The organism is Streptomyces sparsogenes subsp. cuspidosporus (genome assembly GCF_039532705.1).
Lineage (GTDB): Bacteria > Actinomycetota > Actinomycetes > Streptomycetales > Streptomycetaceae > Streptomyces > Streptomyces sparsogenes.
This window is the reverse complement of sequence record NZ_BAAASD010000176.1, coordinates 1-525: the sequence shown is the minus strand read 5'-3', so window position 1 is coordinate 525 and position 525 is coordinate 1. Positions and strand designations below refer to the sequence as shown.

Sequence of the window (525 nt, the reverse complement as noted above, 5' to 3'; positions counted from 1 at the left end):
ATTCCTGGGTGTGGCACCATTATGTGCTGAACGCATGCATGTGCTCCATGCATCATTCTCTGTCGCGTTCCTGCGACCGAAGGAGGCTGACCATGTCCGCAACTCCCGCCGCCGGCACCGGCGGAACCGTGCGCACCAGAGCGATCGCCCTCGCGGGGGCCGTGGTGCTCGCCGCGCTGATCTGGCTCCTCGCCCACGAGGCGTTCGGGGTCGACCTGAGGACCCCGGACGGCCCTGGTGCCACCACCACGAGCGAGCTGCCGTTCGCGGCCGTGCCCCTCTCCGTCCTGGTGGTCTCCCTGCTGGGCTGGGCGCTGCTGGCCCTCCTGGAACGGTTCACCGCCCGGGCCCGCACCGTCTGGACCGCCGTCGCCGGGGCGGTGCTCGTGATGTCCCTCTTCGCCCCGGTCTTCTCGGAGGGCCTGACCGGGGGCAACCGCCTCACGCTCGTCTGCCTGCACCTGGCGGTCGGCGCGGTGCTGATCCCGGCGTACCGCAAGGGTGCCCGCCAGGCGTGATCCGGGC

The 525-nt window shown here is 71.2% G+C and carries 1 protein-coding gene; it reads left to right on the top strand.

All coding sequences use genetic code 11. From position 1 onward, the window contains the following. The first annotated feature begins 92 nt into the window (after window positions 1-92). Entirely contained in the window at window positions 93-518 is a 426-nt protein-coding gene (locus tag ABFY07_RS42940; RefSeq protein ID WP_346179643.1) for a DUF6069 family protein, read from the top strand. The last annotated feature ends 7 nt before the right edge of the window (window positions 519-525 follow it).